Origin of the sequence: Treponema primitia (genome assembly GCF_046533075.1) — a bacterium.
GTDB classification, from domain to species: domain Bacteria; phylum Spirochaetota; class Spirochaetia; order Treponematales; family Breznakiellaceae; genus Termitinema; species Termitinema primitia_B.
Genome location: NZ_JAJQRB010000023.1, coordinates 1 through 24,812 on the forward strand (window position 1 = coordinate 1; position 24,812 = coordinate 24,812).

At 45.5% G+C, this 24,812-nt stretch carries 24 protein-coding genes, 2 tRNA genes and 4 pseudogenes; 11 read left to right on the forward strand and 19 right to left on the reverse strand.

What is annotated here, in order from left to right; genetic code table 11:
- Positions 1 to 121 precede the first annotated feature (121 nt).
- Genes LQZ19_RS04450 through LQZ19_RS04485 form a run of 8 tightly spaced genes read right to left on the reverse strand, consistent with a single transcriptional unit; the run spans position 122 to position 8,563 of the window.
- Complete coding sequence (locus LQZ19_RS04450; RefSeq protein ID WP_411046454.1) at positions 122 to 568, reverse strand: hypothetical protein; 447 nt, start codon at positions 566 to 568, stop codon at positions 122 to 124.
- A complete protein-coding gene (locus LQZ19_RS04455; protein ID WP_411046455.1) occupies positions 558 to 3,632 on the reverse strand; it encodes an AAA domain-containing protein in 3,075 nt (1,024 codons plus the stop codon). Before LQZ19_RS04455 ends, LQZ19_RS04450 begins: the two co-directional genes overlap by 11 nt.
- The gene (locus tag LQZ19_RS04460; protein WP_411046456.1) at positions 3,629 to 5,059 is read right to left on the reverse strand and encodes a protein kinase domain-containing protein; all 1,431 of its coding nucleotides are present in this window, start codon (positions 5,057 to 5,059) and stop codon (positions 3,629 to 3,631) included. The genes LQZ19_RS04455 and LQZ19_RS04460 overlap by 4 nt, the downstream gene beginning before the upstream one ends.
- Positions 5,052 to 5,765, reverse strand: a complete 714-nt coding sequence (locus LQZ19_RS04465; protein ID WP_411046458.1) for a PP2C family serine/threonine-protein phosphatase — start codon at positions 5,763 to 5,765, stop codon at positions 5,052 to 5,054. The genes LQZ19_RS04460 and LQZ19_RS04465 overlap by 8 nt, the downstream gene beginning before the upstream one ends.
- Positions 5,762 to 6,448, reverse strand: a complete 687-nt coding sequence (locus tag LQZ19_RS04470; RefSeq protein ID WP_411046459.1) for a vWA domain-containing protein — start codon at positions 6,446 to 6,448, stop codon at positions 5,762 to 5,764. The genes LQZ19_RS04465 and LQZ19_RS04470 overlap by 4 nt, the downstream gene beginning before the upstream one ends.
- Positions 6,449 to 6,494: 46 nt before the next feature.
- Complete coding sequence (locus LQZ19_RS04475; RefSeq protein WP_411046460.1) at positions 6,495 to 7,406, reverse strand: hypothetical protein; 912 nt, start codon at positions 7,404 to 7,406, stop codon at positions 6,495 to 6,497.
- A gap of 14 nt (positions 7,407 to 7,420) precedes the next feature.
- Positions 7,421 to 8,041 (reverse strand): hypothetical protein, encoded by a 621-nt coding sequence (locus LQZ19_RS04480; RefSeq protein ID WP_411046461.1) that lies wholly within the window; start codon positions 8,039 to 8,041, stop codon positions 7,421 to 7,423.
- Between the two features lie 6 nt (positions 8,042 to 8,047).
- Entirely contained in the window at positions 8,048 to 8,563 is a 516-nt protein-coding gene (locus LQZ19_RS04485; RefSeq protein WP_411046463.1) for a hypothetical protein, read from the reverse strand.
- Positions 8,564 to 9,078: 515 nt separating this feature from the next.
- Here LQZ19_RS04485 and LQZ19_RS04490 point away from each other — a divergent pair.
- Positions 9,079 to 9,294 (forward strand): DUF262 domain-containing protein, encoded by a 216-nt coding sequence (locus tag LQZ19_RS04490; protein WP_411046488.1) that lies wholly within the window; start codon positions 9,079 to 9,081, stop codon positions 9,292 to 9,294.
- A 20-nt stretch (positions 9,295 to 9,314) separates the two neighbouring features.
- A complete protein-coding gene (locus LQZ19_RS04495; protein ID WP_411046464.1) occupies positions 9,315 to 10,763 on the forward strand; it encodes an HNH endonuclease family protein in 1,449 nt (482 codons plus the stop codon).
- A 139-nt stretch (positions 10,764 to 10,902) separates the two neighbouring features.
- Here LQZ19_RS04495 and LQZ19_RS04500 read toward each other — a convergent pair.
- From LQZ19_RS04500 to LQZ19_RS04545, 10 genes and pseudogenes are all read right to left on the reverse strand, one after another.
- Positions 10,903 to 11,148 (reverse strand): annotated as a pseudogene (locus LQZ19_RS04500) (transposase); the annotation flags it as partial.
- 143 nt (positions 11,149 to 11,291) lie between these two features.
- Positions 11,292 to 11,414: pseudogene (locus LQZ19_RS04505) on the reverse strand (ATP-binding protein); the annotation flags it as partial.
- A 208-nt stretch (positions 11,415 to 11,622) separates the two neighbouring features.
- Positions 11,623 to 11,928, reverse strand: coding sequence for a hypothetical protein (locus LQZ19_RS04510; RefSeq protein WP_411046465.1), 306 nt, complete (start codon positions 11,926 to 11,928; stop codon positions 11,623 to 11,625).
- 40 nt (positions 11,929 to 11,968) lie between these two features.
- Positions 11,969 to 12,220 carry a hypothetical protein gene (locus LQZ19_RS04515; protein WP_411046466.1) on the reverse strand — a complete coding sequence of 84 codons (252 nt, stop codon included), beginning with the start codon at positions 12,218 to 12,220 and terminating at the stop codon, positions 11,969 to 11,971.
- A 79-nt stretch (positions 12,221 to 12,299) separates the two neighbouring features.
- Positions 12,300 to 12,382 (reverse strand) — tRNA-Leu (locus LQZ19_RS04520).
- A 61-nt stretch (positions 12,383 to 12,443) separates the two neighbouring features.
- Positions 12,444 to 13,799, reverse strand: a complete 1,356-nt coding sequence (locus tag LQZ19_RS04525) for a DUF1015 domain-containing protein (RefSeq protein ID WP_411046467.1) — start codon at positions 13,797 to 13,799, stop codon at positions 12,444 to 12,446.
- Positions 13,800 to 13,825: 26 nt separating this feature from the next.
- Complete coding sequence (locus LQZ19_RS04530) at positions 13,826 to 14,836, reverse strand: class I SAM-dependent methyltransferase (RefSeq protein WP_411046468.1); 1,011 nt, start codon at positions 14,834 to 14,836, stop codon at positions 13,826 to 13,828.
- Complete coding sequence (locus LQZ19_RS04535) at positions 14,811 to 15,467, reverse strand: redox-sensing transcriptional repressor Rex (protein WP_411046469.1); 657 nt, start codon at positions 15,465 to 15,467, stop codon at positions 14,811 to 14,813. The genes LQZ19_RS04530 and LQZ19_RS04535 overlap by 26 nt, the downstream gene beginning before the upstream one ends.
- Positions 15,468 to 15,691: 224 nt before the next feature.
- Positions 15,692 to 16,198, reverse strand: a complete 507-nt coding sequence (locus LQZ19_RS04540) for a DUF3276 family protein (protein ID WP_411046470.1) — start codon at positions 16,196 to 16,198, stop codon at positions 15,692 to 15,694.
- Position 16,199: 1 nt separating this feature from the next.
- Positions 16,200 to 18,062, reverse strand: coding sequence for a phosphatidylglycerol lysyltransferase (locus tag LQZ19_RS04545; RefSeq protein ID WP_411046471.1), 1,863 nt, complete (start codon positions 18,060 to 18,062; stop codon positions 16,200 to 16,202).
- 185 nt (positions 18,063 to 18,247) lie between these two features.
- Between LQZ19_RS04545 and LQZ19_RS04550 the strand changes: the two genes are divergently transcribed.
- From LQZ19_RS04550 to LQZ19_RS04590, 9 genes and pseudogenes are all read left to right on the forward strand, one after another.
- A complete protein-coding gene (locus LQZ19_RS04550; RefSeq protein ID WP_411046472.1) occupies positions 18,248 to 19,456 on the forward strand; it encodes a cysteine desulfurase family protein in 1,209 nt (402 codons plus the stop codon).
- A gap of 12 nt (positions 19,457 to 19,468) precedes the next feature.
- Positions 19,469 to 20,083 (forward strand): iron-sulfur cluster assembly scaffold protein, encoded by a 615-nt coding sequence (locus LQZ19_RS04555; protein ID WP_411046473.1) that lies wholly within the window; start codon positions 19,469 to 19,471, stop codon positions 20,081 to 20,083.
- A gap of 36 nt (positions 20,084 to 20,119) precedes the next feature.
- Positions 20,120 to 20,335 (forward strand): annotated as a pseudogene (locus LQZ19_RS04560) (type II toxin-antitoxin system RelE/ParE family toxin); the annotation flags it as partial.
- Between the two features lie 77 nt (positions 20,336 to 20,412).
- Positions 20,413 to 20,485, forward strand: a tRNA-Met gene (locus LQZ19_RS04565).
- A 52-nt stretch (positions 20,486 to 20,537) separates the two neighbouring features.
- On the forward strand, positions 20,538 to 20,897 hold the full coding sequence (locus LQZ19_RS04570; protein ID WP_411046474.1) for a hypothetical protein: 360 nt from the start codon (positions 20,538 to 20,540) through the stop codon (positions 20,895 to 20,897).
- An 18-nt stretch (positions 20,898 to 20,915) separates the two neighbouring features.
- Positions 20,916 to 21,086: pseudogene (locus LQZ19_RS04575) on the forward strand (BrnT family toxin); the annotation flags it as partial.
- A complete protein-coding gene (locus LQZ19_RS04580) occupies positions 21,058 to 21,336 on the forward strand; it encodes a BrnA antitoxin family protein (protein WP_411046475.1) in 279 nt (92 codons plus the stop codon). The pseudogene LQZ19_RS04575 and the gene LQZ19_RS04580, both read left to right, overlap by 29 nt.
- 44 nt (positions 21,337 to 21,380) lie before the next feature.
- A complete protein-coding gene (locus LQZ19_RS04585) occupies positions 21,381 to 21,512 on the forward strand; it encodes a hypothetical protein (RefSeq protein WP_411046476.1) in 132 nt (43 codons plus the stop codon).
- 201 nt (positions 21,513 to 21,713) lie between these two features.
- Entirely contained in the window at positions 21,714 to 23,927 is a 2,214-nt protein-coding gene (locus LQZ19_RS04590) for a tetratricopeptide repeat protein (RefSeq protein ID WP_411046477.1), read from the forward strand.
- A 66-nt stretch (positions 23,928 to 23,993) separates the two neighbouring features.
- Here LQZ19_RS04590 and deoC read toward each other — a convergent pair whose 3' ends face one another.
- Complete coding sequence (deoC, locus tag LQZ19_RS04595; RefSeq protein WP_411046478.1) at positions 23,994 to 24,704, reverse strand: deoxyribose-phosphate aldolase; 711 nt, start codon at positions 24,702 to 24,704, stop codon at positions 23,994 to 23,996.
- Positions 24,705 to 24,812 lie beyond the last annotated feature (108 nt).

The window sequence follows — 24,812 nt, forward strand, 5'->3', positions numbered from 1 at the left end:
ATACCTGCATACACCCGCCAAACTAAGATTTAAACCGCCATTCATAGCCGATTTAATTCTATGTCTGATAAGGATTTACCTAAAAACGACCCCTTGCATATTTCACAAAGGTCATTTTTCACTACTTATATAGTAAAGATTGATCTGAAAGAGGCAGAGTATGAATATCACCTTCATAAAAAAACCAAAACGGGTCTTTTTTGATGGCGCTTAAAAACATGTATCCAAATCTGGAAGTATCAGATATTTCATTGGTATTTGTATTATATAATGCTTTTGTAGCTTTTTCAGATAATTCCCATTTACTATTTTCTTTATTTAGAAAACTTTGATCTTTTAAAGTGTTGAATATATCACCGCATAAGCTCTGGGTTATACCTAAGGTATTTCTTATGCCATTCTCTGCCAGCCCAATAGAAACAAGTTTCAATACAGCTTCTTGATAAGCGTCAAGTTCATTATCCTGCGGAATATATGCCTCACACTCAAAGGCAATAATAGGTAAAGCCAAATCGATTGAAGAAGGATTTCCTTGAAAATTACGCAATTTTATAATCTCAATATTCATGGTAATATCCTTCCCCTTTTTCCTTACATTTTTCATAAAGCAGTTTAAAGCAGGGCACCGCGTTTATGGTCTCTGAATCGCCGTAGACCGAAAGATGATATTTAGCCCGTGAAAGAGCTACGCAAATACGATTTGGTTTAACCAGAAAACCGACACTTTTCTTCTCGTCATTTTTGTAATTGTTGGAACGGACGCAGGACAGAAACACATAATCAAACTCTTTACCCTGAAAAGCATCTACGGTTCCGCACTCGATCTTAACCATCTGTTCAGCGTTAAGTTCTTTGCTTATTTCTTCGAGTATTCTTTCTTTTTGGGCAGAATAAAAGGATATTATACCTATAGTCTTATCAGGGCATTTAGTTATCACTTTTTTCACATCATTAGCTATAGCCTTTGCTTCCTCAGGCCGGGATTTTGAAATTCCACCATGCTCCATACCCTTGTTTTTTGTAATATTTATATAAGCCAAGGCTTTACCGTTAAAAAGTTCATTCGGGATAAGTCTTTCATCTACGGTTACGCCGGATTTTAGTTCATTATTATAAAAGGCTTCGCTTACAAATGTAGATATATCGGGATGCATACGGTATTGGGTGTCCAATAATAGAGCTTTTGGACGAGGAATTCTGCTAAACATATCAAAAAGCCGTTCAAAAAGGCTTATTTCAAGTCCCGATAAGTCTTTGTATTGGGGATCTTCGAGAATAAGTTTTAGGACATCAGGTTCCAGCATATGGGGAAGCTGCTTATGGTCTCCTACAAGGATAATTTTACGACCCATAGACATGGGAATAAAAAGATCCAACGGAGTAGCACGGGCAGCTTCATCAACAATAACTAAGTTATAGGATTCGTCATTATTCCCTGATAAAGACAAAGCCTGTTGACAAGTTGCCGCAGTCGTTAAGGAGTATTTTTGGACGAGATCCTGGGCTTCATTCTCAAATCTCTCAAGAAACTCTCCAACAACAAGGGATTTTTTCGCTTCAAGATTGACGGCAAGAGAATATTTATTCACATCTAATGATGCAGCAAGTTCCTGAATGCAGTCATCTATCACTGTAGTATCATCAATATTCACTTTTTCTTCGGTAGGACAATATTTGTCTTGCAAAACCTTTACAGAATAAATATAATTAGTGAAATTCTCTTGATTATCGACTCCGTTATCTAAAAGCGCATGTAAATTATCAAGAACTTCTTGAGAGATGACAAGGTCGGTCCTGTTCTTTATATGTGCAAGGAGTCGTTTAATACATTTTAAGCCATCATCACTGAAAGCTTCCTTTTTTATCCGCAACGATTGAATATAGGGGACTATTTCATCCTGCTCAACAACGCCAGAACCAATACGCTGCTTATACTGTTTTACTATCCGTAACGCATTTTCTCGTATTGCATCGGGAAATTTCATGTCGTTTATATTTAAATATGACTCGATAATTCTAATTCCATCTTGAATCTTTTCGCCAGTATTTCTATAAGAGTAATAGCTGTCAGAAAGATTGGAAGTTATTGCAGCAAGTTCAAAAAAGGATTTCTCATTTATCTTGGCTGTAAGGTTTTGTTTTACTTCTGCAACCCAGGCATCAATGCTGGCTTTGTAATTAGTTTCTCTCTTTTTTCCAATCCGGAAAGCCGGTAGATCCCCAGGAAGGGCATTTGAAATCGCGTTATCAACGGCGTCATTTTGAAAACTTGAAATAAGAATTCTTGGGCGAGATCCATTATCTCTCTCAAATATTTCTTGAAAACGTTCACAAATAGCTTTTATTAGCGTAGTTTTTCCAGTACCAGGAGGTCCCTGGATTATAGCGATGTCTGGAGTATTGATAGCCAAATCAAGCGCTTTTTGCTGTTGGGCATTTAAAGATTTTGATTTAGGAAAATTTTTCTCTAATTCTGAGGTGATTGCTGGATTAAAAGTCCAATTACTGTCAAAGAAATATTCAGAAACACCTTCTTCTATAAGTCCTACGATTTTACGTATTGGAGAATGACCGCTCAACATCCTGTCTTTTGCTTTATTTCTCCGTCTTATAATAAACCGGTCCCCTATATCAGAAAGCACTAATGATCCTTTATCCGGTATGTTGATTATGGCGTCATCTTTTTCAAGTATGGTTTCAATACATGCATTATCAATTCGACTGATTTTACCTACCCAGACTTCCCCAGGATTTCCGTCTTTAAAAATAGCAGCATCTTTAACTGCCAACGATTCACCATATAGAGACTTATCAGGCGATTCTTCAACTGAGAACATAAATGAAAAACCGTTTTCAGTTGTCATTTTTTCGTATCGAAGGTATTTAATTTCTCCAAATTCAGACTTCCTGTTAGCCATTTCTTTACTGGCAAGTTTGTTGTAAGCATCCCATCTATCGAAATATGTTGCCGCACTGCTTATATTGTCCAGATCTTGACTGAATTTTTCATCGCCAATTTTTGATTCTGATTCTCGTACAAATTGTATGTCAGGGGCAAAATAGACATCGATAGGCATATTAGTTTTATCTCTGTCATGGCGCAAATTTGTAGCTATCAAACCACGGGGAGTATTTTTGATATGTAAAAATTGCTTTTCAGATATAAGTCGTATATCTGTTTTCTTATTATCTTTATAGCGAAGAGCAAAAATAGCTGGTTCACCAATATCATTGAAAACAAATTTATTTTTAATTTCATCTATACTTGTTTTCTCTAAAATACCTTCAGAAATATTGATTATAATTGGAGTGGTATATTCGGTTTTACTTGCAAATGTATAAATTTGAACGAGAATATGATCAGCTTTTTGACCATGAATTGTTTCCTCTGCAACAAAGAAATTCCATTGGGAGCCATTCTTCTCCAATTCGATATTTTCTTTAATATTGTCTGCTGTGGGCTTGTCAACAATAAATTCATCAGAATCGCAGCCAAAGGGAGCTACCTGAAATTCATTCTCTCCAATTTGCCGTAATCGGACGAATTTTCCGGCATATTCCTGTTTTAACCTACTAAGGGCGCGTAATTTTACTTTTTCCCCTTTTGCCGCATATAAATCTGATATTTTCATTGATTGACCTCCGCAAAAAGAGCGCTACGGATTAATTTAAATTGTTTATCATTGTTCTTGATTGCATCTTTATTATCGGGACTGTCAAAGAATATTTTATCGCCACTTATAAGAGGCTGATCTTTATGCGGCTCAACCAGCACCATCTCACCAGATACGTACTTTTTAACGAATATCTTTGCTTTGGAGAATTCATTGTAAGCATGATAACCATCAGCATCTTTCGCAATGGTTAAATACTTATCATTCCGACCTCCCCAGTTGAGGTTATTGCTGTTTACTGAGCGCAAAATATAAGAACTATGTATGTAATTTTTCCCTTCCCGTAATATATAAGATGACACAGGTTTTTCTTTTCCTTCTTTTAATGCCTCTGTAATATCTGAATTTACTTCAAACAATTCATCATAAAAAGTTAGGAATGCAAGTGGTTTAGATTCTGAATCACACCAAGGGCAGGTATATTTATCATTCTCTCTTCGAGGATAATGCCATGATCCACAGGATGGGCATTTTATAACTTTATTGACAGCATCTAATAAGGCCAGCTCAAATTGCTGCGCTGAAGGTCTTTCCATGCGATTTTTTTTGCCATTAATAAAACATTTTTTAAACAGATTTTTAAGAGTATCGGTAAAAGCGACATACGCGGGAAGCATGTTTTTTGAATTTTGGTCAGTCACATAACCAGTTTTACCAGCATACGCAGCTTCTTCATCTTCGGGCGTACCATCTTCTATCTCGTCACTTACATAGGGATGACCTACACGGAGAAGTTCAAACAGGATTACCGCCAAAGAATAATTATCCGTAAAAATATCTGGATTATGAGTTTTATTAACCACTTCAGGTGCTATGTATCTTGGCGTACCAAGAACGGAACTCTGTCCCCTGCCCGCAACATAAATATTATCTATATCAATCATACGGACAGAGACCGCTGTGTTGCTGAACTTAACAAGGATATTATTGCCCGATATATCGCAGTAAGAAAGGTTGTCTTCGCTAAGGGCATGAAAAGCTTTTGCAATAACATAACCGATGTATAACCTCTCACGAAGGCCATAACCAGAATTATACCAATCTGCAAAATTCTCATTTTTATTGGGTATGAGATAAGTGTTAAGCGGTTTATGCTCAACTACCATGTCCATGACATAACCGATATAAGGAGTATCAATAAGATCCCGGATAGCAACAAAATTTCCCGGTTTCTGGACTTTCTGTATAAATACCAGTTTTTCAAGAATATCGTTATCTATCTGGCGAATACTGCTGGGATAATAGAATTTTACCATGTACTTACCTTGGGATTCTTTATAAACTATTCCTTGGGCACCGCTACCGGCAGTTTCAGTAAGGGTATATCTGTTCCCACTTTTAGTTATTATTATTTTACCGACAAGATCTTGAAATTTCTCAAGCATTTTTAACTATCCCTATAGTCTTATCATCGGTATTTACCTTTGAGATTTCGGAAAGCATAGCTATTAACTGATCTTGTAGATCCTTGATATCGTCAATTGCTGAAATTTCCTCAAAGAACGCCTGTTCCATTCCATCAGTTATACTGCTGGATATCCCATCAGTACATAATAGAATGGAAAGTTCATTTCCTTTACTTAATTTTAATGTCTTAACATCACTTTCCTTCAAAGCATATGACAGACACTCAGTTTCATTAACAAAATCACCACCTTTACCTTCAAGAGTATGGATTTTACCATTTGTTTGTATGAATAAAAAACCATCGCCTATTGAAACCGCAATAATAGTGCCGTCTTTCAAAAATACAGCTTTTAACGTAGCTGAATATTCTTTAAGTTCAGCTTCGGAAAAAGATTTGAGCCATAATGCTAAAATTTCATCAACGATGACGTTGGGGAGGAAATCCAGATGATTATCCATGACTTTAAGAAAAATTTCATTGCAAAGTGAAACAGCTGTTTGTGCCCCTATGTGGGATCGTTTGCATGAACCCAGACCGTCAGAAACAGCAATGAAAAAAGAGTCACCAAATAAATTGAAAGCGATAGCGTCCTGATTTTGGCTACCTTTCTTGATATGGGATTCGCCAATATGCGAAATTCCCAGGAATGATAGCCTATCGGCTTGCTCCTGTTTTACTGTCATATAATTATTTCAACAGAGTCGGAGTTAAAAACCGGGGGCGGCACAACGGTCGCATTAGGATTCACGCTGTTCATTCTGCTGATTGTAGACATTGTTACCCACCTGAAAAAGGCCGAAATACCGGAAGCGTCTTTTGCTTTTATGACCGGAATTTCAGGATTGTTAACAAAGGCTTTTAACATGTCAATATTGGCGTCATCTCCTATTCCCATAGCCAGTCTCTGGCATTTCGCAGCACGGCTATTGTTTTGGAGGTTCTTGAGCGGTTCCCAGTCAAGGTAATTCTTCCCGTTTAAATTAAAATCAGTAGGCTGCCCATCGCTGATGAGAACAATCGTGGGTGTATAGGCTCTGGAGCTTACAACATTCTTATCGTCTATCATTGACGCTAGAACCTGGAAGGATTCTCCCATAGGGGTATTGCCGTTGGCAGGAAGTTCCTGTAGAGATATTTGATTTATATCTGTCAGGGGTTGCATAATCTCAACATTACCTCCAAAACCTATAACGGACAATTCAAATTTACCTCTGATGTCATCTACATTTTTTAACGAAGTGAGCATCTCCCGCATAGCAAGATTCAGTTCATTGATTTTTTCACCGACCATGCTCCCAGATTTATCCGCAAGGATGAAAATCGGCAGGGCTCTTGGTTCTTTTGAAACAAAATCGTTAAGACTCATTACTGTTATTCTCCTTGCTAATCTATAGCCTTAATTCCAATCCAACTTAACACTTTAAAGTTGCCTTAGTGAAAAAATTATTAATCGTTCGGCTTACGCTCTGTTCCATTACATCATATTTCGCCGCAATATCCCTGGCGGTAGGAACAAGACCTGTCAAACGGTATTGTTTTAAAATTCCAACATCCCAAAAATCATATTCCATACATGATTCTGTCACAGATTCAATCTCTAATACCAACGGAATAAGCTTGATACTTATAAGCTCTTTGAGTATAGGCTTTTGGCTGCCCCTACAATTTACATAGGCTCTGGCAATTGATTTCAGCAATTCAACAACTTCATCCTGCCCTTCAATAATAATATCCGGAGATAAACCCTGGTTTAGGGTATCAAAAACGCTTATCTCGTCTCCATCATTATTAACCGTGAATTCTCCAAGCACTGCTGTTTCATACCTTGTACGGATTGCCTGTATAACATCTTTTTTTGCTACACAACAAAACTCGGCTATAATGTCCAATATATTTTCAGCGGAGCATAGACGTTTAACTGTTGATATATCTGACAAATCGTAACCTTTCATGAGCGCAAACTTATCAATTTTTCTAATAAGTGTATCATCACCAACCTTTAATCCCTGACGTCTTTCCTGTGCAGCTCTTTTTCCTTTTGCTACTTGCAGGCGGTTACTTAATGCCTTGTTAAAGTAATGAAGAAATTCTCCTGTCTTGTTATCATACGCTTTTATACACGATCGCGCTGTTTCGATGATTTCAAGGCCGATTTCGGTAAAATAATCAGGCTTAAATATATTATAGTATGAAAGGTATTCTGCCAAATCATTCAAGAATCGTCTTTCCTCGGAGGCATACAGATCGCCATCTTTATCTTTTTTGATAAGGAATAATTGAGAATGATTAATTAAGTTTTCATATTTTTCCTTATCTCTTTTCATTCCCTATAATTCCCCTACGCTGTAAGGATACTATCAAGCAGTTTTTTTGCCTGATCGCTATCCTTACACTCCATTGTATTAGCTATAGAATTTAAATAGAAAAGTGGTGTCATATCAAAAAGCTCAGGATTTATGGGAATACCATTTTTGTCAAAATCAACTTTGCCATAAACAATATTTTTAATATCTGCCTTGAAAAATTTTTCAACAAAATTCAAAACACTGAATACAATAATAGGTAATGATTTTGTACCATAGGTTATATCGGCGTAAACTGCTGCGTTATCGGTAAATTCATCGACTATATCTTTAAGCAGCTTCTCTTGTATTTCTCGGCTTTCATTATGTGGTGTACTTAAAACCTTGTAGTCTATGACTGAACCGATATCCTTGTTGATGAGATTTAACTCGCGCATAAACTCACCTACGTTACGGTCGCTGTTACCGTTGATATCCTCTTTTTTGAGTAACACAACTTTTACTTCATCATTTTTATTGAGTGTTCTTGCCAGGACTCCATTGATGGGGAAAATAACCTCCCCATCAAATTCTATGGTACTATTACCACTGACCTTATATCTAAAATGGTCGAGCCGATTCTTCATCATAATGTTACAGATAATTATTTTTTTCATGTTTACTTATGCTCCTATAGGCTCGTAGTAATTACGGTATTTGTTGTTTTTTCTTTCCATGCGGCGCAGTACGGCAAGTCGATCTTTCCTGTCGAAGCCCTCTGCCGGTCGCTCTTGTAAGAATTCCGGATCTTCGACTATGCCACAGGCAATAACCTCATAAATCTCGCTTTGCTCTTGTTTATTATTGCATCGATAATATGGAATATTGCCTCTTTCCTCACATCCCGCTTTAAATTCCGCATATGTGAGCGGTATTACGGAAAGAATCGCATCCTTATGGTCATGTTTAACCCTCGGTATTAATCGCCCTTTAGCAGCTGCCTCTTTTGCATTTTCAGCCTTTATGTAGAATATCCCTTCATAGTAGTAACCTCTACCAACATGCCCGCATTTTGCCTTGACCTCAAAAAAGTTAATTGCCATTGCTATCAGCTCCTTCAATCTTGATATATTTATATAGATCCAAGATTGAAGGGACTTAACACTTGAAACGAAATATTTTGGAATCTTGTTAGACATTAGGGTATCACAACTCTTCAATAATAACACCATATATAGCGTTATAATTGACAATAAGACACTATATATAGTGTTAACGGGTATTAATTTCATGATTCTGTAACTCTCAAGTTGAATTATACCTTATGTTGCTCCAGTTTGTCATGATGAAGTAAGATATGGTGTAGGGCATTTAGTAATTTATTTATAGATGGGAAATGGATATTTTGGTGATGATCATCCAAATTTATGCTCAAATTAAGCAGAAAATTCAGAATTCGAGGTACCGCCACCTCCATCATACCGGTGGCAAACGCCACCGGCCAGGGCGGGGCGGTTTTTTTTGAGGTATTGTCTCTAAATTTGATCTATGCCATAATATATCAGGACGATTAGCATCCGCCGCCTTCGTGCTACCAGCGCCACTACTTCGGAAATAGTAATTTGTAAGGGATACAATAATGGCGAAAAATATTGAGCCTACGCTCAAACTAATCAGTGAATATCTTAAACTGAAAAAATCGTAAAACTTTGAAATTCCAGAATATCAACGTCCGTATTCGTGGAATATTACCCAATGCGACAAATTATGGCAAGATGTTGAAGCGTTTATTGATTCCGATGGAGAAGACCCATACTTTTTTGGCACGATTATCGTAGATTGCTCAGAAGATAATAAGTTTAGTTTGATAGACGGGCAGCAACGAACAACCACTATGATGAAGACTCTGATGCTCTTAAAGCGGGTCTAAAAGGTAATCGTAACAGAATTATGGCGATTTTGTATAAAGCCGAAGATGAAGACATCCCGTCAATGCTGAAGGATTTCTCCAAAGCAAGAAATATTTTAATATTAGAAAACAAATCAATCAATGAATTGCATAAGGATGAACTGCAATTCATTTTAGAAGCAATAGATTTTAATGCAGCTGAACAAAAAGTCGACAAAATTCCACATAGACAAAAAGACAATAAATACACCAATCAATTCCGCAATTTCAAATACTTTTACAATAAGCTTTGTGACAAGTCAGACTCTGAACTTAATCAATTTTCAAAAGTGTTTCTAGGAAAATGTCAGATTATCGAAATACGCAGTTGGCAAATTGAACAAGCGATTACAATGTTTAATTCGCTTAATTCGACAGGTATGCCACTTTCAGATGCAGATATTATTTCGGCACAACTGTATTCCAAGGCCGGAAGCAATAAGGATGAATTTAACAAGCAATGGGAAGCAATAAATAGCTTAGCCAGCGACTTGAATACGCAAAAAATTGTCGATATTAATGCGATACTGATGCAGTTTATGTATATAAATCGTGCATATGAAAAGGAATATCTGAAAAATGATTCTGTCGATGTGACCGTACCGGGACTAAGACGATATTACACTGATATCAAAAAAGAGCTATTGGATGATCCCTTGGTATTGTGTGGTAAACTAATGAAGATTACACAAATTTGGGAAAAGGTTAAGGATTTTCCGATTGTCAAATTGCTCTCAAAGTTTAATGAAAATGTAAAATTGTATTTTTCAGGATATTTTTATCGGTATGAAACAACAGATATTACCGAAAAAAAATTATTGGACGTATGTGAATGTTTATTGAGATTATTCACGATATTGGAACTGGCTGATGCTGGTTATTCAAGCAGATACTTTAAGACATTTTTATTTGGTGAAGATATTAAGTTGGTGGATAAAAATATTTTAATTTCCGACATTAAGAAAGATTTCAATAAGCATATTCGTGAAAATTGGAAAGAAGAACGTATTTCGGAGCTGCTTTCTGAATATGATAAAAATATTTTGGTTTATCTCAACGAATATTTATATGCGAAAAGTAAGGGCATCAAGTTTGATTTCACGGAAAATGTCAATGTTGAGCATATTATGCCGGCAAGTGGCCGAGATATTGATTCCATCCGCCAAGATGCGGGAATCGCAGACAAAGATGAGTTTAATAACATTGTGAATAAGATAGGCAATAAAATATTGCTGGAAGAGGACATTAACAAGTCGATAGGTAATGAGTGGTTCAAGACCAAGACACAGAGTTCAATTCATGATAAATCTGGCTACAAGGATAGTAGATATGCTATTGCGGCCCAACTGACTAAGTACCCAAAAACTACTTGGGACAAAAATGATATTGTTACAGCAACAGAAAAGGCTACTAAGAGAATCGTGGATTTTATTTTTCAGAAGGACAAATAAAAAGATGCCCGCCACCAAGGCGATAGGGCAAAAGTTCGGGAGTGGCCCACCCGCAGCTTCTTCGTCCTACATCATAAGCATTGCACGCTGAACGCCCCTCGCGGGGGAGCTTGTAAATTATTTTGTGTAAACGGCAGCATCATAGAGGAACCCGATCCCCATAGATGAGAGCAAATTGATGGAGGGCTTCCACCCAATCCCGTATCGGCATTGTCCATTTTTTTGATATTTTTTGCAAGGCCATAAAAATTAATTTCATAGCCGCCTCATCATTTGGGAATGACTGCCGATTTTTAACAACTTTCTGAATTGTGTAGTTAACCGACTCGATAGCATTGGTGGTGTACACCGCCTTCCGGATTTCCGGGGAGAATGCGTAATCCGGCGGATTTGAACAGAAAGACCGATTTTATTTGAACATAAATCCGGCAACATTTGAACAGTTGCCGCTTCAAGGAAAGTATATCCCATGTTTGAAAAATTTGCAAGCATGGGATAAATGGCATAGGGCAGTGCGCCTGCGGTGTTTTATAAATTACCAGTTCTTTCAGCGATAATTTTCCGCATGGACTCTCCGGAAATGGTGTAACGGATAGCGTTATGAATAAGGCGGTCAAGGATCGCATCAACCAGAGTCGGGTTGGGGAAAAGGCCATACTTACTCCTTCGGGTAGTATAGCCGTTTATATTTTGTAAACCTGAATGAATAACTAAGAAAAAAATACTCAAAAACAACAAATTATACCGCTGGCTACCCCTTGACTTTTCCTGCTCAGAGCCATAAATTCATATTGAGAAAGGAAAATATCGTCCCTTTTGACGGTGCTTCGGGGGTCAGGTTTGCCTCACCATCCTGAACTTACTTTCTCATTTTTATTTTTTCCAGGCTAATTTCGTTCTTTTCACCATAAAGTACCCCAGTTTCATTGGAAGGCATTTTCTTGATAATTGTTTGCGCTGTCTGCCCACTTACCCCTAAATTTCTGGCCTTACCCAAGGCTTCAACCAGGGAGTTATCGCTAAAGGTCTTGCCCCGTTCCGAAAACACAATGGAGCAGTCCTGGGAATCGGGCAAATTACGGAAAAGGCGGATTATCATATTATGGTACAGCTCCTTTTCATTGATCATCCGCTTTGTTCCACTATACCCGGTTTTTCCAGTCATAGTCCACACAAACGGTAATTGAGAAGTATCTCCCCGCGTCTCAAGCCTCCGGCTTTCCGCTCCCCCTCTCCACGGGCCAGCCCCGTAACACCCCGGAATTGGTCGAAAGTACGGCTTCGGCCCTTGCTGCCGTGTCAGTCTGTCGCCTTGCCTGGGTTATGGGTAAGTCCATGCCCGCAGCCGTGGATTCCATGGTCAAATTTTTGCCGTCCCTTGTAGGCCCGTCAAAAATCTGCCTGTCTTGCAAGGACAATACCAAATGCCAGGGCTGCATATTCTGCAGCACTCTCACTCAAGAAGAAAAAGCCGCATTGTTAGCGGCTTTATAAACGACACCGCCCCCGGTTCCTTACAAAATAAGACTTACGAATTACCGGCAAAGAGACTTGAACTCTTACACGCTTGCGCGCAATAGATTTTGAGTCTATCGTGTCTACCATTCCACCATGCCGGCATGAACGTATCGTTAAATAACCCAACCGCTTGGGTTATTTATCTTACCAATATAGCGCTTTTTAGTCAAATAGTTTTCGGCACTCCAGATAAAAGCGTTTTTCCACAGCCTCTCCCATGGAAAAGCTCTTCCGCGGCAGGGGGCCGGAACGGGCTACGGTTTGGAAGAGCCCCGCTTTCTTTACCGGCGGGAGCAGGAGGCCCGTCACGGGTCTTTCGCCCGCCGGGGGCTTCTCCCTGTCGGCGATACGGAAAAGCTCCTTTTCCCCGTGTATGTAGTCGATGGCGGGTCCGCTATCGCTGATAAGGCGGTCCAACAGGGGCTGGAGCTCCTCCGTGGCGATGCCCGTGGTTTCGGTTTCAACCAGGATGTACCGGCCTTCGCCGATAAGCCCGTAACGGTTCCCCGCAGGAAGCTTCGCGGGAAGCTCCGCCACCAGTTGGGAAAGCTCCGCCGGGCTTGCCACGGTATGGCTGGAAAAACCCGGCAGCTCGCTCAGGGCGGCTCGGATTTCCTCCAAGCCGGAGCCGAAGATGACCCGGTGTATAGGCTCAAAGGAGATTCCCGGATCGTAGATGTTTTCTAATTCGACAAGGGCATACCGGGCGGGATGCTGCTCAAGGTTCTCTTCGCCTGTATGGGCCTGCTTGTATTCTTCCCAGACCGCTTTGGCGGTGGCCAGGGAATGGTTGCCGTCACCTACGGCATAGAGGAAGGGGTTTCCGCCGCCGTACCGGGTTTTCGATCTTCCGGCCAGTTCTTCAAGCCCCTCCGTAAGGACCATCCAATCCGTTTCGGTATCCAGAGCCCAGCCGGAAATTTCCCCTGCGCCGCGCATTAACGGGGTACGGTAGAGGGGGGTTCCTTTTTTGGCCCGTTCACCCAGGGCGGGGATCAGGTAGTCCGCCTCGTCGTCGATGAGCAGGAGTATGTGGGGCGTTTCCAGAGGGGCGGAGCGGCGTACCTCCATCCGGGGGGGGATCCGTTCGGGAACGGTTCCTTCGGTGGCCCGGATCAGCGTTTGAGACCCGGGTTTCCAGTCGTAGTGTTCCAGGTCGATGGCCAGGACTAAGCCCCGGCGGCGCTGGTGATAAGAGGTCCCTCGTTCAATATAGATACAACCCTGCTGCGGCGGGGCCAGAACGCCGTCTGCTCGGTAGGATGCCATGGTTTTGTGGATGCTCCGAATCCGGTTTTCCCGGCCGGCGTCTTCCAGGTAAACCTCGGGGAATATCATGTTTAAGGCGGAAGGGGAGCTGCCGACGGTTTTCTTGATATCCTCCCAATAGGATCGATCCTGGGTAAACTGGTCACAGGCAATAACCGCCCATTTTTCCAGGTCCGCATCCCCGCCGGGAAGGGTTATTTCGGGTATCATCGTGCCTAGGGCAGCAAGCCGCCTTTTTGAACCGGTCATTAAAACCTCCGTAGGATCATAATGTCTTATATTCTCATCGTATAACAAGCGGGCAGCCGTTTTCCCTGGAAATCTTCGTCACGTATCTTTTCCTGTATGTCCTCAATTACCACTCCCGGGAAAAGCAGTGGGTCCAGGCTGAAACTTTTCGTGTTGGCGCTAAAAAGGAGCTGTCCGCCCGGGGACAGGAGCTTGAGGCATTGGGTGATAAGGCTTTGGTGGTCCCGCTTTAGGTCCAGGGTGGTGGTCATCTTCTTGGAGTTGGAGAAGGCGGGGGGATCAAGGATGATGATGTCCCACCTAAGGGCTTCTGCGGCGGCGCCGTCCAGGAAACGAAGGGCGTCTGCGCGGATGAGACGCCAGGGGGGGAGGGCTTTGTTACCAATAAGATCCCGGGGGGTGATAGGCAGGGCTTCCAGCTTGTTCATGGCAAAATTTGTTTTAGCCCAGTCCAGGTAGGTGTTGGACATGTCCACCGAATCTACCGATTCAGCCCCGGCGGCGGCATAGACCGAGAAGGATGCGGTGTAACAGAAAAGGTTGAGAACCCGCTTGCCCGGCGCCGCGGCCCGGACCAGGGACCGGGTTTTTCGGTGGTCCAGGAAAAGCCCCGTATCAAGGTAGTCCGATAGGTTTACCCGGAAACTCAGACCACCTTCGCGGACATCCTGAAGTTCATGGCGGTCGATGATCCGTTCGTACTGGACTTTGCCCCGCTGCCTGCCCCGTTCTTTTAGGAAAATCCGTTCCGGGGGGATGTCCAGGGCTTGAGAAATTGCTCCGGCCATGGCAGCGAGCCAGCGCTCTTCTTCGGCAGGATCCTTTTCGTAGGGGCGTTCGTAGAGGGCGCCCGCCAGAGCATCACCATAGATGTCTAAAACCAGGGGAATTTCGGGAATATCGCGATCGTAGAGACGGAAGGCGTCGGTTCCAATTCGCCGGGCCCATTTCCGCAGATGCCGGTACCGCTTTTTCAGGCGATTCGCCAACATCTCCGCCTGGGCGGCTGTTTTAAGGGGCTGTTCCGTTATTCGCATCCTGACGGGACTGCATACTCACACAGAGCATGGCATATCCCGAAGAAAGATCCTCTGTTTGTACCACCACCGACTCGGGTACCCTGAGTTTTACCGAGGTAAAGTTCCAGATCCCCAGGATGCCCGCTTTAACCAGGATATCCGTCGTTTCCTGGGCTGCGCTGGAATGGATAGTCAGAATCGCCACCCTGACCCCTAACTTATGGATTTGAGCCTCCAGATCATCTATAGAAAATACCCGTACCCCGTGAATCGTGGTCCCGGCTTTCTGTAGATTCTTATCAAAGGCTGCCACAATATGCAGGCCGTGGAGCCGGAATTCCTGGTGCCCCATGAGGGCGCTGCCCAGATTCCCCGCTCCGACCAGAATCACATCCTGCATCGAATCCCAACCGAGGAAGCGCTCAATGGCGTCAATCAGGGTATTTATTGGGTATCCCTTCTTTGGCTTTCCGATAACTCCGGTAATTGCCAGATCTTTCCGTACCTGGATGGGTTCCAGACTCAGTTCCTGGGCAATCAGAGTTCCCGATATGTACTTACCGCCTTCCTTTTGTATCTGGCGAATTATATTTAAATAGGACGGCAGGCGCCGAACCGAAGGCGTAGCAGGTATTTTCTGTTTTGCCACAATTCTTCCTTATATTGATATAATACCTTAGAATTAAGGTGATAGGCAAGTCGGTCTATCAGGGCTCCGGCATTTACTTTTCAATCGCTGAGAAACTACTATGAATTGAAGAATTTTAACCGCGAAGTCGAATAAGGCGCAAAAGGTTTTGGTACAAGTTCGTTCCTTTTTCGCCTTTGCGCGCCTTAGCGGTCGGATTTCTCTTCAAAAATAGTATCCCTTTATTAATCATCCCGGTCCCGCTTTCGAACCACTACCTTCCGGGGCTTCCGGTCGGTGGTTTTTGGCTTGCTGCGGGAAGCGGCGCGTGGGCCTGTGCCGGGAGCGGGACGGGAACTTGTACCGGGAGCGTTTCGGGGAGCGCTACTTGCCTTCCCGGTATAGCGTTTTTTATCACGGGGGGCTTCATCTCCGGTTCCTCGTTTTGGCGTGTCCCCGGAACTGTCCGCAGGGGGCTTTCTGCGGGGGCGGTCTTCCCGGGGGCCGGCGCGGCGTTTTTCCTTGACCGCCTTTTCCAGGACCCGCAGGGATTCGTCGAAGCCCTTGAGGAATTCCGGGAGATCATCCGCAAAGAGGATCACCGACTGGCGCTCAAAGCCGCCGGTATCCTTGTTTTTGCTTTCCACAATGTTGAGATAGAGATCCCCTAGGCGGTTTTCCTTCACATTGAAGAAATAGGTCCTGTTTTGCAGCGAAACCGTGCTTGAAAATAACTCGCCCCGTATACCCATGTTATGCTCCTAAATAATTGTCCGCTTCGCTGACCATCTTACGCTGCCATTCGATAAGGGCCCGCTCGATCCGTTTGTCCGAGCCCCCCACATCCGCCATAACCCGGAATACCGGTTCGGTAGCGGAACCCCGCATCCAGATGCAGGCTGCCTTATGACCGGCCTTGTTAATAAAACTAATCTTTAGACCCCCGCGTCCGGCGGCGGAAAAATCGGAGATGCCCCGCTTTTCTTCCATACCGTTATAAACGGCGGCCTCCCAAGCGGTGATACCATAACGGCTTAGGAGGGATTCTTTCTTTTCTTCCCAGTCCCGGAGGAATACCCTTTGGTACCGGCTTTTTAAAAGACCCTGATCCGTGGTTTTTACTTGAAGCATCGCCTCGGGGGTGGATGTTCCGGTACTGATAAAGGCGGGGAGGGCGGCGATGATATCGGCCAGGCTAAAGTCCGGATGGTAGGTTTCGGCCTGGTCGGAAAGATCACACCAGAGTTCGAAAAACCCCTTCCGTTCACCCTCGCTCCGTATGGTGAGGAGCTTTATCAGGGAGAGCATGGTGTTGATGGGGTCCCGTACCGCCGACGGATGGGTGATATTCCCCCCGGCGGAACCTTCCCCAAGGATGCGGACCACATAGCCCTGTTCCCGCAGCTTCCGGGCAAGGCCTACCACATTGGCTTCCCCCACTTCGGCGCGGAACACCGAAACGTCAAAGGCCATGGCGATCCGGTCAATACGCATGGAGGTGGGATCGTTTATCGCCACCGCTGCTTTTTGCAGGGCGTTACCCTTATTATCGTAGGTGAGTTCCCCGGTCCACACCAGGTGGGCCAGTTCCGAAACACAGGCCAGGGCAAACACTTCCTGGGCTTCCAGGGCGCGGGCTTTGTTCTGGGCATCATCCCAAAAAACCAGGTTTCCCCGGTCGCCGTCACAGTCCGGAACGACACCGAGAATTACCGAAGGGTCCTTTGCATGGACTTCCTCCAAAAAAAGGCGGCAAGGTTCCAGGGATTCCCCCTCGGGGATTATGCGGTGGGCAATTTGCCCGGGCTTATCGTTCATAGCGTGGACCTTCAGCCCCAGGGAAGCGAGAAATTCCTTGTCGATGGATAGGGTCCTGGCCGAACCGTTAAAATCGATTGCCACGCCTAAAGGCCGGTCCCGAATATTCCGGGAGATAAGCCCCGGGATACCCTCGCCCTGAGCGGAGGCAGCTCCGGCGCTTACTTCCCGGATAAAATCCAGGTAGGCTTGATAGGCTTCCTGCTTAACCCTGCCGGTTTCGGCGTATACTTCCTCCAGGGCCTTGGTATTTGCCCGGTTTATCAGCCCCATGGCCTGGGGGATACGATCCCCTAAGGTCATACGGCGGCGGAATTCTTCGATAATGGGCAGGGCTTCGGCGCCCGGCAGAACACCGCCATCGGTAAGGCCAAATTTGAGGCCATTATGCCCTATAGGATTATGACTTGCCGAAATATACACAAAGCCATCGGATTTACCCCGGCGGGCAAAGGCCATGATTTCCGGGGCGGCGGTGACAGAAACATAGTTGACCCCGCAGCCCAAAACCAACAGGGCACGGATTATCACATCCGCTATGGCCGGTCCTGTGGGTCGGGTATCCATGCCTACGATCACCCGCGGAGCAGGGAAGGTCTTTTTCAGGTAATCCGCAAAAACTGCAGCCGCAACGGCAGCGATAAGACCATGGGCAGGGCTAATATCCCCGGCGGCGCTTTCTTCATTCCCATCCGCAGCGAATACTCCCCGCCAGCCCGAGGCGGAAAGAATCAGTTCCCCCAGGGCCTTATCCAACAGAGAATCACTTAAATTGGGGTCATTCGCAGAGAAAATCATGGTGAACTACTATACCCGGTTTTTGTTTCCATTACTATAGTCAAAAAATTGTCATAGGGAATTGAATTTAACTGACTGAAAAGGTATGATTAGTATAGTCAACGAGAAAAAAATATAGTATATTAATACCATGTGAAAGCTAGGGATTAGTACGTCCTATTGTATAAAACGATGGAGTGCAGAATATGGAAAAACGAAGAATTTATGTGGATTATAATGCAACTACCCCTTTAAATAATGCGGTCAAAGCCGGGATGATAGAGGATTTCGAGATCTACGGAAACGCCTCCAGTATGCACAGCTCCGGCCGTCATGCCCATGCCCGCCTTGAGGAAGCCCGGAAAGCCGTGGGGGATCTGATTGGGGCTCCCGCTAAAACGGTGATCTTCACATCCGGCGGTTCGGAATCGAATAATACGGTGTTCCAAGCCATACGGCGCCTGGCTTCAGATTCCGCCGGGAAGCCGCTTGGGGGCCGGACTGAAATTATCACCACCGCCATCGAGCATCCCTGTGTGCTCAATTCCGCCGCCTACCTCAAATCCTTGGGTTTTACGGTTTATTTCCTGCCGGTGGACCAATACGGTAAGGTTAAAATGGATGAATATCGGAAGGTGCTCAGTGAAAAGACCCTCCTGGTTTCGGTGATGATGGCCAATAACGAAATCGGGACCATTCAGGATATAAAAGAGATAGCAGAACTGGCAAAGGCCGCCGGAGCCTGGATGCATACCGATGCGGTACAGGCTGCAGGGAAGATCCCCGTTAATGTGGATGATCTTAAGGTGGACTATCTGACCATGTCGGGTCACAAAATCTACGGTCCCAAAGGCATAGGCGCCCTCTATGTGCGGCCCGGATCACCCCTCTTCCCGCTGATCCACGGGGGGCACCAGGAGGATGGCTTCCGGGCGGGAACCTATAACAACATTGGTATCCTGGGCTACGGTAAGGCGGCGGAACTGGCCAAAAAAAACCTGGAAGCCTATGGCCGGGATATCCGGGTCCTGCGCAACCAACTGCGGGATGGTCTTTTAGCAAAGGTCCCGAACATCACCATCAACGGCCATCCCACGGATGTGCTGCCCAACACCCTGAACGTTTCCTTCCCCGGCGCCGAGGGGGAATCGATTCTCCTGGGCATGGATCTCAACGGCATTGAGGCGTCCACCGGTTCAGCCTGCGCTTCCGGCAGCCTGGAACCCTCCCATGTGCTCATGGCTGTGGGGGTAGGGCCGGAATTAGCCCACGGTTCCATCCGTTTTAGTCTTGGCTGGGGTGTCACTAAAGAAGATATTGAGTATATTATAGATACGGTACCGCCTATCATCGCCCGGTTCCGGGCCATGTCCACGGTATCATCGGTACCGACAGTTCCATCGGTACAATCATGAGAGAGGTATAGTATGCCCGAATGGTTATACTCTGATACGGTCAAAGACCATTTTACCAATCCCCGGAATGTGCTTATGGAGGATGAGTCTACCTATCCCCACGATGCCCGGGGTTTAACGGGGAACCTTATCTGCGGGGATCAGATGCTGATGCTTTTGCGGATCAAGGACGATATCATCACCGATGTCCGCTGGAAGACCTACGGCTGTGCCAGCGCCATCGCATCCACCAGCGTGCTCTCCGAGACGATCAAGGGTATGAACATCAAGGACGCCTACACCATCAAACCCGAAGATCTGGTGGAAAAGATGGGCGGTCTCCCTGCCAACAAGATCCACTGCTCCGTCCTGGGGGATAAGGCCCTGCGCAAGGCCATCGACGACTACCTTGCCAAGACCGGCCGTCCGGGCCTTTTCAAGGAAGCCTCTACGGTGATCTGTACCTGTCTGGGAATCACCGACAAGGACCTGGAAAACGCCTACCTCAAGGGCGCCCGTTCCTGGGAGGATTTCCAGGCGGCCACCAAGATCGGTACCGGCTGCGGAAAAGGGGAGTGCAAGGCAAAAGCCCTGGAACTCCTCCACGAATACGCCCATATTTACGGTGAAAAACCAGCCAGCGCCTAATAGGTTCTTCATTCCGGTAATGCTCCGCAGTCAGCTCTCAATTTTCTGGATGCCCTTGAGGAGTCAATCTCGGATCTTAAAGAAAATCCCCTCAAACATCGTCTTTACCGCCCCTTAAAACCAATTAATACGGTGTACCGGGTAATGGCGGTAAAAAACTACTTGGTCTTCTATGTTGTTTTAGAGGGAGTAATAGAAATTCACCGGGTTATTTATAGGCGAAGAGATTTATCACAATTTAACGAAACTTGACAAAATTAGAGGGATTTAGTAAAGTGAGCCATTAAACGGCGGCATGCGTCCCTTCGGGCCGCGAGCCGAGAAATAACGGCGGCATAGCTCAGTTGGTAGAGCATACGGCTCATATCCGTAGTGTCATAGGTTCAATCCCTATTGCCGCTAGAAAAAATTAGAATACAGCCAAAAAAGTTGCGGCAATAGGGATTGAAGGGTTTTGCCCGCTTCTTTAGATGCCGCGACCAAGTGGGAGCGGCTTCGAGCGGGAAGGAAAGGGGCCATGGATGGCCCCGGCAGGGCAAAACCCCGGGCTGGAGGACCGAAGCAGGATGCTGAGGTCTGGAAGCCAATCCCTATTGCCGCTAGAAAAGAGGCAGGATGTCATCTTAGGAAGGTAAGCGCCGGAGATTTGGATCGTTTGCAGCTTCAGATTAAAAAAGAAACCAAACTCAAGGCAAAGACCGTCAATTCAATCCTGGCTGCTGTTTGTATACCGATTCGTGAAGCCTTCAGAGTAGGAAGAATATCCCGTCATAAAGGCATTTTGTCCCGGCGGAATATTCCCTACCGGCAATAGTTCTATGATGATACACACTCATCCACAGGGGACGAGCGGTATATCCTCATAGGGCGATTAACCGAAACCATGCTATTGACCGTCATCTTCGAGGATCGCGGGGAAGAGTGCCATTTAATATCTGCAAGAGAATCAACATCGAATGAGGAGAGTGCTTATTATGAAAAATACAAACGAGAAACTAGCTGAGGAAATCAGGGCCTTTAAGAATACTGATTTTTCCGACAATCCGGAGCTGACCGCCGCCCAGCTGGCGCAGCTTAAGCCCTCGCACCGCCGGCCGCAGAACATGGTGAATATGGATAACTACAAGCCTATCAAAAAGGGGGTGTACGTTCGGATTGATGCGGATGTTCTGGAGTGGCTTAAAGGATCCGGGGAAGGGTATCAAACCCGCCTGAATTCAATACTCCGCCAAGCAATGGCAGAGAACGTATAGGCGGCGCCGATGTTTACCACGGAACAAAGAAAGGCAGGGCGGCCATGCTGGATACCGCTGCAACCATAAGCGTCATGTTTGCCGAGGAAGCAGCTAAAGAGGCCACTTTCGCCTTTGCGCGCCTTCGCGGTCACTTTTTTCTTCAAAATAATATCATTTTAAGGAAATTTGGATGATAAAAAAAGTAAATGCTTTTGCCCTGGTCTCTATAGCCCGCTCCTTGCAAATCCCCCTCTTTTTGGCGTAATGTATTTTATCTTACTTGGAGAAGACCGTATGAAAGAGAACCAGCGCGTTCAGACGATACCGCCCGATGTTTTGCCCTTATTTGCTAGGGCTTAATATTAAGCATCGATGAAGAAAAAAAGAGGAACTATATGAGAAAAGCCACTTTTTACCGGCTTTCGCGGGGAACTTCGTTGCAAGTAGTACTTGTTGCCTTGTCTTTGGCTCTGGCGACCTGCGCTTCTTTCAGCGCCGGGGGACAAGTTTCCGGGGAGGACGGGGAGATTTCCGCACGGGGCGCGATTGGGCGGCTGGAAGCGGCTGTTTCCGGGCCAATGTTCGAGGGGGACGGGGGCAAAGAGATACGGCTTGCGGTGTTAGCTCCTGAAGCTCAGGGCGCGGCGCCGGAATATCTGCCGGTATATGTGCAGGGCCTGTTGAACAACAACTTCAAAAAATATTCCGGCATTAACCTTTTCAGCCGGCAGGATCTGGATCGGATAATGGCCGAACAGGATATAGCGGTAAACGGAAGGTTCACCGATGCGGACTATGTTAAAATCGGCGGGCTTACCAACGTCCAATATTATCTGTTCGGAACTATCCAAAAACTTTCGGGGGATCAGTATTCTCTGCGCTTATCCGTCAGCGATTCTGTTACCGGCGTGGTTAAGGCCGATTTTATGAAGAACGGTACGCTGCGGCAGATAGAGGGAAACGGATTGCTTATCAACGAGGCCAGCGCGGATCTGCTTGCCCAGTTGGGAGTACAGCTTACCGCCGCCGGCAGGCAGTCCCTTATAGCGGGCAATACCGCTGTGGTTCGCTCCGAAACCGGCCTTGCTAAAGGTATTACCGCCCAGGCAAGCGGCGCGTCCGTGGAAGCGCTGTTCAACTACACCCAGGCGATTAACTTTGACTCGTCCCAGATAGAGGCCCTTGCCCGGCTTAACGTACTGTCTTCGTCCATAAGCGGCGGCAGCTTAAGCGAACGCATCGTGAACGACCTACAGGCCCGTGATCGCTGGCTTGGGGCATTTAAGGAAGCGGCCCGTTTTTTCAATGAGCATCCGCCCTTCGAGATCACCTTTGACCCGAATTTGATGCAGGAAGGCGAAACGGATTACGCGAAGCGGACCGCGAACCTTGCCATGCGTATAGCCCTGGACCCCTCGGAGGCCGGCTTTGCGGCCATCAACGCCCTGCTGGCGGGGCTTGAAAAAACCGGAAGGCGCAATATCTGGGGCTTTAACGGCTGGCCTTTACAGGATATAAGCCCCAAAACGCCGGGAACCGTGGTGTTTGCCGGCAAACAGACCTTTGGTTTCAAGCTTGACGTAACGCTGCTCAACGAAAACGGCAAAGCCATCGGGAAAAGCAGCGTTACGCTGAACAGCGGTTCGCTGCACTTTGTCACCGGGCAAACGGAACTTTCGGCGCCCAGGGGTGCGGTACGCATAATGCGCTTCGCCAACGTCAAAGCTGATGACCTTACGCCGTCCCTGACCATTGTAATAAGCGCGGTGAATGGAATTCCCTCAGCCACCCTTAACGCCAATGGCTATATGCGGATAGATACCGGGGATTTGGAAAAAAAGTTTGCCGCTTCCAAATTATTTGATTATAATTATTACAATGGCGACTTTGACCGGGCTATAGCGGACTACACCCAGGCGATACGGCTTGACCCGAAAGACGCAGTTGCTTATAAACAACGTGGGACTGCTTATGGCAACAAAAAAGATCCCAACCATGCTATCGCGGATTATAACCAGGCTATTAAGCTTGACCCGGATTTTGCGCTTGCATATAACAATCGCGGGAGTGAATATAGAAATAATGGCGACTACGACCAGGCAATTGCGGATTACACCGAGGCAATACGGCTAGACCCGAATTATGTGTTTACGTACAACAGTCGCGGGAATGTCTATTACAGTAAAGGCGACTACGACCAGGCAATTACGGATTATACCGAGGCGATACGGCTAGACCCGAATTTTGTGGTGGCGTACAGCTATCGCGGGAATGCATATAGAAATAAGGACGACTATGACCGGGCTATCGCGGATTACACCGAGGCGATACGGCTTGACCCGGACTCAGCGCTTGCGTACTTCAATCGCGGGTATGTTTATGGAAATAAGAGCAACCATGACCGGGCAATTGCGGATTACACCGAGGCGATACGACTTGACCCGAATGATGCGATGGCGTACAACAATCGCGGAGTTGCATATCAAAATAAGGGCGACTACGACCAGGCTATCGCGGATTACGAAGCGGCGTTACGGATTGATCCTAATCATACTTTGGCAAAAAATAATTTACAGAACGCACAGGATGAGAAAGCGGGGAAAAAGTAAAGGATGGGTAAACCGCTTCTTTGCAGTTTCTCAGCGATTGGAAAGTAAATGCTTTTGCTCTGTTGTTTATTTCGATATACCAAGCACCACCGGAGTTGAACGGTAGCCTATGCCCATCCGGTCTATCCCCATATCGATAAGTTCAAAAAAGCGGGCCTGATCCCGAATTCCGCCGGCGCCTTTTACTTTTGCGCGGCCCTTTGCGGCGTCTATCATGGTCCGGACCACCTCAAGGGTGGCGCCCTTGTTTTCGCCGCTCGTATAAAACCCGGTTGAAGATTTTACAAAGTCCGCATTTGCAATGCAGGCGACGTCCGTAGCTTTTGCAAGTTCCGCCAGGGTCAGAGAATCGGATTCAAAAATAGTTTTTAGGAGGACGCCGTATTTATGGCAAACCCCGGCGACCGCTTCTATTTCCGCGCCAACCCTGTCCCATAGGCCGCTTCGAATCCACCCATAGTTACAAACAATATCCAAATCCTCTATGCCGCCGTTTTTTACTATTAGTTCCGCCTGGGCTGCTTTGGATTCGGTGGAACTGAGCCCGAAGGGGAAATCACAGACCACACAGAGCCCAACCTTAGTATTGATGCATAGTTCCTTTGCTATAGGAATAGAAGCGGGGTTAATACACACGGTTTTACATTGATAGTCAATCCCTTCCTGGATATATTTTCGTATCTCCCCCTGGGTAAATTCGGGTTTTAAAACGGACTGATCAATATAAGAGCCTAATTCAGCCTGGGTCATTTCAGCAGCTTTTTTGTTTGGAATCATAAAATCCTCCTAAGGTATAATTATATGATTTAAACTTGAATTATCCAAGGACGCTGCTGCTAGATTGAATAAATCACAGCGCAGCATGTACTATAAGGCGTAGATATC

Bases quoted from the DNA above. Each gene is read 5' to 3' on its own strand.
- LQZ19_RS04450 (WP_411046454.1), bottom strand. From the start codon at position 568: ATGAATATTGAGATTATAAAATTGCGTAATTTTCAAGGAAATCCTTCT.
- LQZ19_RS04455 (WP_411046455.1), bottom strand. From the start codon at position 3,632: ATGAAAATATCAGATTTATATGCGGCAAAAGGGGAAAAAGTAAAATTA.
- LQZ19_RS04460 (WP_411046456.1), bottom strand. From the start codon at position 5,059: ATGCTTGAGAAATTTCAAGATCTTGTCGGTAAAATAATAATAACTAAA.
- LQZ19_RS04465 (WP_411046458.1), bottom strand. From the start codon at position 5,765: ATGACAGTAAAACAGGAGCAAGCCGATAGGCTATCATTCCTGGGAATT.
- LQZ19_RS04470 (WP_411046459.1), bottom strand. From the start codon at position 6,448: ATGAGTCTTAACGATTTTGTTTCAAAAGAACCAAGAGCCCTGCCGATT.
- LQZ19_RS04475 (WP_411046460.1), bottom strand. From the start codon at position 7,406: ATGAAAAGAGATAAGGAAAAATATGAAAACTTAATTAATCATTCTCAA.
- LQZ19_RS04480 (WP_411046461.1), bottom strand. From the start codon at position 8,041: ATGAAAAAAATAATTATCTGTAACATTATGATGAAGAATCGGCTCGAC.
- LQZ19_RS04485 (WP_411046463.1), bottom strand. From the start codon at position 8,563: ATGTCTAACAAGATTCCAAAATATTTCGTTTCAAGTGTTAAGTCCCTT.
- LQZ19_RS04495 (WP_411046464.1), top strand. From the start codon at position 9,315: ATGGCGATTTTGTATAAAGCCGAAGATGAAGACATCCCGTCAATGCTG.
- LQZ19_RS04510 (WP_411046465.1), bottom strand. From the start codon at position 11,928: ATGACTGGAAAAACCGGGTATAGTGGAACAAAGCGGATGATCAATGAA.
- LQZ19_RS04525 (WP_411046467.1), bottom strand. From the start codon at position 13,799: ATGACCGGTTCAAAAAGGCGGCTTGCTGCCCTAGGCACGATGATACCC.
- LQZ19_RS04530 (WP_411046468.1), bottom strand. From the start codon at position 14,836: ATGCGAATAACGGAACAGCCCCTTAAAACAGCCGCCCAGGCGGAGATG.
- LQZ19_RS04540 (WP_411046470.1), bottom strand. From the start codon at position 16,198: ATGGGTATACGGGGCGAGTTATTTTCAAGCACGGTTTCGCTGCAAAAC.
- LQZ19_RS04545 (WP_411046471.1), bottom strand. From the start codon at position 18,062: ATGATTTTCTCTGCGAATGACCCCAATTTAAGTGATTCTCTGTTGGAT.
- LQZ19_RS04550 (WP_411046472.1), top strand. From the start codon at position 18,248: ATGGAAAAACGAAGAATTTATGTGGATTATAATGCAACTACCCCTTTA.
- LQZ19_RS04555 (WP_411046473.1), top strand. From the start codon at position 19,469: ATGCCCGAATGGTTATACTCTGATACGGTCAAAGACCATTTTACCAAT.
- LQZ19_RS04580 (WP_411046475.1), top strand. From the start codon at position 21,058: ATGAAAAATACAAACGAGAAACTAGCTGAGGAAATCAGGGCCTTTAAG.
- LQZ19_RS04585 (WP_411046476.1), top strand. From the start codon at position 21,381: ATGCTGGATACCGCTGCAACCATAAGCGTCATGTTTGCCGAGGAAGCA.
- LQZ19_RS04590 (WP_411046477.1), top strand. From the start codon at position 21,714: ATGAGAAAAGCCACTTTTTACCGGCTTTCGCGGGGAACTTCGTTGCAA.
- deoC (WP_411046478.1), bottom strand. From the start codon at position 24,704: ATGATTCCAAACAAAAAAGCTGCTGAAATGACCCAGGCTGAATTAGGC.